An 8,227-nucleotide genomic window follows, 5' to 3' on the forward strand; every position below is an offset into this window, starting at 1 on the left:
GAAACTTCATGAAGAACAAGCTGACCGCCGTGGCCCTTGCGGCGATCGTCGTCGCCGGTACCGCCGCTGCCGCCATTCCGGCATCGGCCGCTGCCGCAAAGGCCGCGCCGACCCGCTGCCACACCGCGGACCTGAAGGCCGGTTTCGCCATGGGGGACGACGCGAAGCCGGAAATGGGCCAGAGCGAGAAGCAGACCCAGGCGTACATCTGGTTCACCAACAAGAGCGAGCGCACCTGCACCCTGTCCGGCTTCGCCGGCGTCGACATGGTCGGCGCGCAGAAGACCGACGGCACCTGGTCGCTGGTCCGCTCCTCCAAGGCGCCCGAGAAGATGGTCCTGGAGCAGGGCGACACGGTGGACTTCAGCATCACCCTGCTCCCGGTGGACAGGTCCACGCCGCAGGCGGAGAAGTTCGTCCCGGCGAAGTTCCTGGTCACCCCGCCGAACGAGACGGAGCACTTCACCCTGAAGTGGCCCTTCGGCGGCCAGATCCTCAAGCAGGACGCCGCCACCCACCCGGCCACCTACCTCAACCCGATCGGCCTGTAGCCAACGGGCCGGCCTCGGCGTCCCCCTCGGGCCGCTGGGCGAGGAGCTGCCGCAGTGCGGTGGGCGGGTCCGAGACGGTCGCGCAGGGTGCGGGTGAGGTGCGCCCGGTCGGCGAGGTCGGCGGCGACTGCCCCGAGACGGTCTTCGCCGGCCTCCGGTGAACGCCCGGCTCAGCCGGTACGGCGACCCGTCGAGGCGCGTGGCGAGCGGAAGCAGCCCGCCCGCGGCCGGAGGGGCGTCGCGGACCAGCCCGGTCAGCCGCTCGGCGCCGGCATGGTCGACGTCCGGGATCCGGGTGGTGGCCGGCAGGCGCCGGTGGGCGAGGTCGAGCCGCGCGTCGACGTACACGGTGGACGCGGTGAGCCGGAGGGTGTCGCCGGCGAGGGCGCCCCACAGCGCGCGGGTGAGGCTGATCGACGTACGGACGTCGGCCACCGGCGGGATGCGCGAACTGCTCCTCCTCGCCGGGCAGGCCGACGTAGCCGATGGTCGGATCGACGTCCGCCTCCGCGGCCCGCGGCCGGACGCCGTGCCATGTCCGTGACATGGCTAGGATGGGCCGACTTCGGGGCTGGAGGGGGAATTGATGAGGGTACGACGGAGATCGCTGGCTTTCGTCGGGGTGGCCGCGCTGGCACCGCTGGTCGTTTCCGCGGCCTCTGCGCAGGCGGCATCGGGCTCACTGGCCGTCACCACGCTGGGGCGGCACGGCGGCAAGGTCCCGACGACGGTCACCGTCGTCGCCGTGCCGTCCGGTCAGACGTACAGCGTCAAGTCCGGCAAGCGGATCAGCCTGCCGTCGGGGCGCTACATCGCGATGACCGACATCTACGAGAGCGCCACGGACGGTGCGGGCACCGACACCCTCGGCGCGAAGGTCGTCACGGTGTCGGGGCGCACGTCGGTGACGCTCGACGCGCGCCAGGGCAAGGCCGTGAAGGTGTCGCTCGACACGCCCGCCGACGTGAGTGGCCCGGCGCGGATCAGCGCGCAGGTGTGCGCCGCCACCGTCAGCACCATGCCCTCCGCCTTCAGCGTGGGCGGCTGGAACGACGCGGGGGCCCTCTACGCCATCCCGAACTCCTCCAAGCTGCTGCAGTTCGGGTACCTGGCGCAGTGGTCCGGCAACGACAACTACGTCGCCGTGAAGAACACCACGGGCATCCCGGCCGCGCCCGGTGGGTCGGTCAAGCGGTCGAACATGGCGACGATGCGCTTCTCGGTGCGCAGCGGTACGCAGATGGCCGGTCAGCACGACATCGCGGTCCAGGCGATGCCGAAGACCGACGACTGCACGACCGACCTGATGGGCGAGGTCCACGACGACACCGCACCGTACAGCGCCACCGTCCATGTGACTCCCGGGACCTGGCAGCCGCGCGACGACATCTTCGCGAGCAACGGCGACGACGTCGGCGGCGGTTTCCCGAAGGCCAGGACGCTGAAGGCGGGGCAGAGCGCCACCCAGTCCTTCGGCCGGGCCGTGTGGAGTCCGCTGCACTATCTGCCGACGGTCTGGCAGAAGTCCGTCTATTTCGTTCCGGACGCCCTGATCGGCGACCCCGACGTCGGCACGACCGGGGCCGACCCGACGAAGGAGACGGTGGTCCTTGCCAAGGCGGGCACCACCGTCAAGAAGAAGACGCTCACCAACTGGGGCTCCTCCGACGACACCTTCTCCGCCCGCATCCACTCGGCCGGCTGGTACCGCCTGACCGTCGACGCGCATCGCTACCGTCCGGGCATCACCTTCCCCGCCGGCATGCTGTCGTCACGCATCACCCTCGACTGGCGCTTCAAGGCCGACCCGGCCAAGTCGACGGTCGCGTCCGTCTTCCTGACCCGCTTCCTGCCCACCGGGCTGGACACCCACAACCAGGCCGCACCGAACAGCACCACGACGGTCGACGTGAGTGCCGTGCGCGGCGCCCAGAACCCCGACACGAAGTTCACCAAGGTGACCGCCAAGTCCGTCCGCGTCTGGTCCTCCGCCGACGGCGGCAAGACCTGGAAGGCGGCGACGGTCAAGCACTCCGGCTCCACCTGGCAGGCGTCCGTCCACAACCCGGCCTCCGGCGCCGTCGCCCTGCGCTCCGAGGTGAAGGACTCCGCCGGGGGCCGCTCGGTGGAGACGGTGTACCGGGCGTACGCCATCGGCTGAGGCCGTCGTCGCCGTCACGGAGGAAGGACGGGCGGCCGCGCGCCGACGCGGGCGGCCGCCCTGGCCGGCGTGCGCCAGGGCCTAGAGGCGCGCGTACTGCTCCGTCTGCTCGGCGAACTCCTGGGCCATGCCGCCGCTGACCGTGGGCTGGGTGCCGCGGATCGTGTCCAGGTAGTCGTCCGTGACGGGGAGGACCCGGGTCCCAGTGTCGAATGTGCGCTCGAATCCGGCCTGGGAGACGGTCCGTGCCGCGTGGGCGATGTCGGCGGGGGTGAAACCCTCGCTGGCGGAGGCGAGCGCCTCGCTGTCGGCCTCGGCGCCGGCCCGTGCCAGGTAGCTCTCCCACAGCGCGGTCCTGGCGCGGTGGTCGGGAGGCCCGATCGGCAGCACGTAGTCGAAGCGGCCGTGCCGCAGGAACGCGGAGTCGAGGGCGGTCACGTTGTTCGTGGCGCAGACGAGCAGCCGTCCATCCTGTCTGCGGAAGCGGACGATCGCCTTGAGCAGCTCGTTGACGACGCCGACCGCGGTCGCGTCCGCGCCGCCCCGCTCACCGGCGACCTCCTCGACCTCGTCGATGAAGACCAGGACGTGGTCGAGCCGGGAGACCTCGTCGAAGCGTCGGTTCAGCCCGGTCGCCAGGCCGTACTCGGCGGCCAGACGTGCGGGGAACAGTTCCAGGAAGGGCCACCCCAGGCGGCCGGCGATCGCGTGCGCGAACGTGCTCTTGCCGGTTCCGGGCGGACCGAACAGCATCACGGCCCGCGGCAGCTCCACTCCGTGCTCCGCGGCCAGGTCGGGATGGGCCAGCGGCAGGACCAGACGGCGCTCGATGAGCTGTTTCTCCCGTTCCATGCCCGCGACCTCCTGCCACAGTCCCCCGGTCGGCAGCTCCGCACCGAGCGAGGAGAGCATGTCGGCCGTCTGCGGGGGCAGCGGTCTGCGTTTCTCGAAGAGGACCAGGCCCGAGCGGGCGCCGAAGCCGCGGTTGCGCAGCGCGGCCGCACCGGTCTCACCCTCGGGCAGGGCCGCGTACACGGTGCGGACTCCGTCGGTGAAGAGACGTTGTTCAAGGGCTGTGATCAGGGCACTGCCCAGTCCCTGGTGCCGCCAGGCCGGTGCCATGCAGATGCGCAGGATCCAGGCACGGTCGCCCTCCACCCTGCTCACCGCGGCGCCGACCACCACGTCGTCCGCCGTGGCCACCACCGCCGGATGAAGGTCTTGCAGGGCCGACACGGCGTCCGCGAGCGGGAAGAGAGCCGGCTCCTCGGTCGTACTGCTCTCCATGTCGACCCGGACCACTCCCTCCAGGTCGTCCTGGTGGTAGTCCCTGACCCGCCAACCCGTCATGATCAGCTCCGCGCGTTCGACCGTGCTCCCATCATCGACCGCCGTGCGGGTTCGCGCGCGGCGGCGCCCGGAACGGACGCCCTGACGGATCATCAGACGCAGGGGGTGCCCTGGTCGGAGTAGGCTCGACAGTCCGGGAGTTCTTCGCGCACCGCCTGCTTCGCCTCATCGTCGGCACGCTGCTGCTCGTCCTGAACAGCCATGATCACCGCATCGAGCCCCCCGCTTGCCTCCCATCCCCTCCTGCGCCTGAGCCTGGCACCCCACGGCACGATGCTCCGGCCCGTCGAGGGAGCACGGTGGCCCCGCTCCTACGGCCTCCTCGCCGAACTCCCCCTGCTCCTGGGCGGATTGCCGCCCGACGGGGGCGGCATCGCCGGCGTCACCGTCAATGGGTCGACGGGGTCCGCGACGCCCGGCCGGATGCTCGTCTGCCACCAGGTGGTACGACTGCGCAGAACCGTGACGGCATCGGCGCCGCACACCGTCGCCCTGCTCGCTCCGGGTCAGCGGCGGTGGCACCTGCTGGTCATCCCCCCCGGACACCACCGAGCAGGCCGCGAGACCGCTCATGGCGGCCGCGGCGGACGGCGAAGCCTGGCCGAGGAGCCGCCGTGGCGCCCTGCGCGTCATCGGAGAGGGCGGCCACGCGAGCGGCGGGAGGTCCGTACGGCGAAGAAGGCGATGTCGGCCACGAAGATCACGATTCCGATGATCAGAAGATAGAACAGACCCTCCGCCACTGCGCCGACGAGTCCCAGGACGATGGCCGCGAGCAGCAGGAACAGGAAGATCGCCATACGGCTGCACTCCTCTGCCGGGGCTTCCGGCGTCAGCGGCGCGCGAGCTGGCGTTCGCCGCCTGCGCCCGGCCGGTAGGTCAGGTCGTAGTGCCTGAAGATCGCTTCCTCCCGCTCGGCGGGCAGGATGTCGTCGGTGCCGATGGCCGGGGCCTTCTTCACCAGTCCCTTGGAATGCGCGACCTTGACGTAGCCCGGTCCCAGAATCGCCCCGTCGAGGGGGACGAAGACCAGGCGGTGCCGGGTGGGCAGGCCGGTGCGGACGGTGGCCATGGCCGGCTGGTCGGTGACGGTGTCCACGTAGATGGCTTCCAGTGAGCCGATCCTGCGCCCCTTCGGGTCCACGACATCGTGGTCACGCCACTCGCGGACATCGGCGGAATGGATCATGCCCTGCTCCCGGCGGCCGCGTCGGTCGTCCTCCAACGACCCCGGCGTATACACACCGGGGTCGCCCTTCCGGGCCGGTCGCACGTGAGAGTGGGCCGACCCGTTTTCATGCTATGCCCGTCGGCTGCCCCGGGCATCCGGCGTTCGCGCGGGTGACGAGCCGACGACACGCACGTCGACGTCGTCGGCGCAGGGCGGTTCGGGTGACGCGGCAGCGGGTGGTGCGGAGGGCCTCGCCGGTCGTCGGTTCTTCGCCCGCCGCCGGCCGACGCCCGGCAGCGCGTCGCTGTAGCGGTAGGCCGCGATCCTCGCGTCGTGCTGCGCGTTGAGCCGATGGATCAGGACCATCCCGAGAACGATCACGGCGATGATCAGGGCCGCGGTGATGCCGGTTTCCATGTCCTCACCCCCCTCGGGCGGAACGCACGGGACCGACCGCGTTCGGTGAGGGTTGTCCATCTGCTGGAGGTCTGCTGGTCGCGATCATGACGCGAACCTGTCCCCGGCTCGTCTTCGACGTTCCGGCCCTGTTGCTCGCCGAGAACGGCACCAGTTCGGATCTGGCGTGCGAAGTACTCCCGGTATCCCCACACTACTCCCGAGGAGTAGCCTGAAGTCACCGAGGATATTTCGCGCACCGGCTTCCACGCTCGTGTCGTTTTCGGAGATCGAATATGCCGGGTCGGCCACGGCCGGCCCGGGGCAGGGTTCGCGTCATGACTGCGACCATTTCCCGCTCGCCGACACTCGAAGACCGGCTGTTGCCGTCCCCTCCGACTTCCTCCCCCCTCCGCCTGTCGCTGGCCCCCGTCGGCCCCGCGCCGGCGCTCCTGGACGGCGCCTGGTGGCCCCGCTCCCGCGACCTCGGGGCGGAACTCCCCATCCTGACAGCGGTGTTGGACCCGCTGTGGGGACGGATCACCCGGGTCACGGTGAACCCCACCCACTGGCCGGTCATCCCGCGCAAGGTGCCCGTCGCCGGGCACGTCGTGAACGTCGGCTGGTTCCTGCCCGAGCAGGACCCGCACGAACTGCTGCTGCTCTCCTACCATGTGGGCCGCTGGAACCTGCTCGTGGTCCCGCCGGAGACGAGTCCCGTCCAGGCCGCCTGGCTGATGGCCGCCGCGAGCGACCCCCGGGGCACGTCGACCGCGAGCCGCTTGATGGAGGAGGCCGCAGGTCTGCGGACGGTTGCGGAGACCGACCTGGCCGTGGCGGCGGTCTGGGACTCCGAGGGAGGACACGAGGCCCGCGATCCGTCCGTACGGCCAGGCATCCGGACCGTCACGGCCGAGGGCGGGGATCCGGTCGCCGCACCCCCCTCGCCCCCGAATCGGCCGATGGAGAGGTGAGGACCATGGAGACCTTCGTGACCGTGGCCGTGGTCCTGGCGACGAGTGAGTCCCCGTGAGCCCCCTCAGGCTGCCGGCGGACACCGGCGGGGAGCCGATGCTCCCCGGCACCGCGCTCCGGCGGCCGGGCCATCCGGCCGTCGGCGGCCCTCCTGTCCGCCTCGACCGGCCGTCGCCGACGACACCATGATCGTCACTCGGGGGCACCAGGACCGTTTCCTGTTCCTGGTGATCCCTCCGTGGGCGGCTCCTCCGCGCGCTCACGCCGCGATGGCCCTGGCCGGCGCTCCCGGCCGGTGGCCCAGCTGAACGCACAGCGCGCAACTCGGTTCCCCGGAAGGGAAATTCACCCCGTCCGTCACCGCGCCCGCCACCACATCCACACCCACACCCACACCCACATCCCCATCCACATCCACACCCACATCCTCCTGCGTCCGAACAGAGGAGCCATGCCCCTTCCACAACTGAATGTCTATCGGCACGACCGTGGCACCCGTGCTCTGATCACCCTCGCGGGAGAGATAGACCTGGCCACGGCACCGCAGGTGAGCGAGGCACTGGCCGCGTGCCTGAGCGACGGCGTCCGCAGCATCGATGTGGACCTCACGGCGGTCACCTTCTGCGACGCCAGCGGGCTCAACGCCTTCCTCATGACATCCCGGCTCGCCACCGGTGCCGGCCGGACCCTGCGACTGCACCACCCGTCGCCGACCATGGCCCGCGTCATCGAGATCACCGGCTGCGGCTTCCTGCTTCACCCGGTACGCACCGGTCGCGCACGACCGCGCCGGATTCCCGTCGCCTCGGGCGGTGCGCCGTGACGGTCCCACCCCGGCGGGAGCAGGCGCCGCACGGCGACGGAAGCACGCCGGCCGCCATGGAGGTGTTACGCCTCCGCCGACTCAACCGCTGGCAGGCCGAGACCCTCAAGGAGGACCTGGCCGATCTGTACGTGGAGTCCTCCCGGGCACGGCCCGGCGAGGAGTACCGGGACCGGGAGGCGTTTCTGCGGCGGCTGACCGACGCCGTCCGGCGGCCCGGCTTCGCTCTGCTGATCGCGGAGAACACGGCCTTCGCCGGGTGTGTGTACGGATTCCCGGTACGGCGCGAGGGGACGTGGTGGCGGGGGTTCGACGGGCCTCTTCCGCGGGGCGTCGAACAACTCACCGCGTCCGGACACGTCTTCGCGATCACCGAGACCCTGGTGCACCCTCACACGGACGCCCCGGGACTCGCCCGCCGCCTCCAGCAACGCCTGCTCGCCGACCACCACGCCTCACTCGGGGCGACGTTGGTGGATCAGGCCGACCCGGCGGCCTGCGACGCCTTCCTGTCCTGGGGCTGGCAGGACATCGGGACGGTCCGTCGCCCGTCGGACCATCCCGGTCCCCGGCCGCCGGTCGCCCTGGTGCTCCGGGCCCTGGTGCTTCCCCTCGGGCGCGGGCCGTCTGCCGCCGCCCACCCGGACGGCCTGGCTCACGAGAACCGCACCCAACGGCCCGACTGACCTTCGGCGAAGCCGAGACCCCTCGAGCGGCCCACCGCCGCACGTCGTCCGGCTGCCGGCTCTGCTCATTCGGGGGCATGACGATGGCCGGAAAGCCAATCAAATTATTTTCTT

At 71.1% G+C, this 8,227-nt stretch carries 9 protein-coding genes and 1 pseudogene; 6 read left to right on the forward strand and 4 right to left on the reverse strand.

All coding sequences use genetic code 11. The features are described 5' to 3' along the window. Positions 1-8 precede the first annotated feature (8 nt). Together AQJ64_RS40520 and AQJ64_RS40530 are read left to right on the forward strand one after the other, a co-directional pair. Entirely contained in the window at positions 9-551 is a 543-nt protein-coding gene (locus AQJ64_RS40520) for a DUF4232 domain-containing protein (RefSeq protein WP_055636377.1), read from the forward strand. Positions 552-1,137: 586 nt separating this feature from the next. Further along, positions 1,138-2,712, forward strand: a complete 1,575-nt coding sequence (locus tag AQJ64_RS40530) for a hypothetical protein (RefSeq protein ID WP_157881050.1) — start codon at positions 1,138-1,140, stop codon at positions 2,710-2,712. A gap of 81 nt (positions 2,713-2,793) precedes the next feature. Here the strand turns inward: AQJ64_RS40530 and AQJ64_RS40535 are convergent, their stop codons facing one another. Next, a complete protein-coding gene (locus AQJ64_RS40535; RefSeq protein ID WP_055636383.1) occupies positions 2,794-4,062 on the reverse strand; it encodes an ATP-binding protein in 1,269 nt (422 codons plus the stop codon). A 273-nt stretch (positions 4,063-4,335) separates the two neighbouring features. On the opposite strand from AQJ64_RS40535, the pseudogene AQJ64_RS51470 reads away from it, so the two are divergent. After that, a pseudogene (locus AQJ64_RS51470) lies at positions 4,336-4,551 on the forward strand (DUF5994 family protein); the annotation flags it as partial. A gap of 140 nt (positions 4,552-4,691) precedes the next feature. Here the strand turns inward: AQJ64_RS51470 and AQJ64_RS49905 are convergent. The 3 genes from AQJ64_RS49905 to AQJ64_RS50325 all read right to left on the reverse strand — a co-directional run bounded on the left by AQJ64_RS49905 (position 4,692) and on the right by AQJ64_RS50325 (position 5,650). Then, positions 4,692-4,862 (reverse strand): hypothetical protein, encoded by a 171-nt coding sequence (locus AQJ64_RS49905; protein ID WP_167738995.1) that lies wholly within the window; start codon positions 4,860-4,862, stop codon positions 4,692-4,694. Between the two features lie 32 nt (positions 4,863-4,894). Continuing rightward, positions 4,895-5,251 carry a PRC-barrel domain-containing protein gene (locus tag AQJ64_RS40540; protein ID WP_055636384.1) on the reverse strand — a complete coding sequence of 119 codons (357 nt, stop codon included), beginning with the start codon at positions 5,249-5,251 and terminating at the stop codon, positions 4,895-4,897. Between the two features lie 111 nt (positions 5,252-5,362). Then, positions 5,363-5,650 (reverse strand): hypothetical protein, encoded by a 288-nt coding sequence (locus tag AQJ64_RS50325; protein WP_063788803.1) that lies wholly within the window; start codon positions 5,648-5,650, stop codon positions 5,363-5,365. Between the two features lie 317 nt (positions 5,651-5,967). Here AQJ64_RS50325 and AQJ64_RS40550 point away from each other — a divergent pair, with 317 nt between their 5' ends. The 3 genes from AQJ64_RS40550 (at position 5,968) to AQJ64_RS40560 (ending at position 8,113) form a co-directional block, all read left to right on the forward strand. Continuing rightward, on the forward strand, positions 5,968-6,603 hold the full coding sequence (locus tag AQJ64_RS40550; RefSeq protein ID WP_055636380.1) for a DUF5994 family protein: 636 nt from the start codon (positions 5,968-5,970) through the stop codon (positions 6,601-6,603). 452 nt (positions 6,604-7,055) lie between these two features. Beyond that, on the forward strand, positions 7,056-7,427 hold the full coding sequence (locus tag AQJ64_RS40555) for an STAS domain-containing protein (protein WP_055636381.1): 372 nt from the start codon (positions 7,056-7,058) through the stop codon (positions 7,425-7,427). Positions 7,428-7,483: 56 nt separating this feature from the next. Beyond that, the gene (locus AQJ64_RS40560; protein WP_240512789.1) at positions 7,484-8,113 is read left to right on the forward strand and encodes a hypothetical protein; all 630 of its coding nucleotides are present in this window, start codon (positions 7,484-7,486) and stop codon (positions 8,111-8,113) included. Positions 8,114-8,227 lie beyond the last annotated feature (114 nt).

It is taken from the genome of Streptomyces griseoruber (genome assembly GCF_001514205.1).
GTDB lineage: Bacteria > Actinomycetota > Actinomycetes > Streptomycetales > Streptomycetaceae > Streptomyces > Streptomyces griseoruber.

What these genes read in the sequence shown, in the direction of transcription:
- AQJ64_RS40520 (WP_055636377.1), top strand. Translation starts at nt 9, where the DNA reads ATGAAGAACAAGCTGACCGCCGTGGCCCTTGCGGCGATCGTCGTCGCC.
- AQJ64_RS40530 (WP_157881050.1), top strand. Translation starts at nt 1,138, where the DNA reads ATGAGGGTACGACGGAGATCGCTGGCTTTCGTCGGGGTGGCCGCGCTG.
- AQJ64_RS40535 (WP_055636383.1), bottom strand. Translation starts at nt 4,062, where the DNA reads ATGACGGGTTGGCGGGTCAGGGACTACCACCAGGACGACCTGGAGGGA.
- AQJ64_RS49905 (WP_167738995.1), bottom strand. Translation starts at nt 4,862, where the DNA reads ATGGCGATCTTCCTGTTCCTGCTGCTCGCGGCCATCGTCCTGGGACTC.
- AQJ64_RS40540 (WP_055636384.1), bottom strand. Translation starts at nt 5,251, where the DNA reads ATGATCCATTCCGCCGATGTCCGCGAGTGGCGTGACCACGATGTCGTG.
- AQJ64_RS50325 (WP_063788803.1), bottom strand. Translation starts at nt 5,650, where the DNA reads ATGGAAACCGGCATCACCGCGGCCCTGATCATCGCCGTGATCGTTCTC.
- AQJ64_RS40550 (WP_055636380.1), top strand. Translation starts at nt 5,968, where the DNA reads ATGACTGCGACCATTTCCCGCTCGCCGACACTCGAAGACCGGCTGTTG.
- AQJ64_RS40555 (WP_055636381.1), top strand. Translation starts at nt 7,056, where the DNA reads ATGCCCCTTCCACAACTGAATGTCTATCGGCACGACCGTGGCACCCGT.
- AQJ64_RS40560 (WP_240512789.1), top strand. Translation starts at nt 7,484, where the DNA reads ATGGAGGTGTTACGCCTCCGCCGACTCAACCGCTGGCAGGCCGAGACC.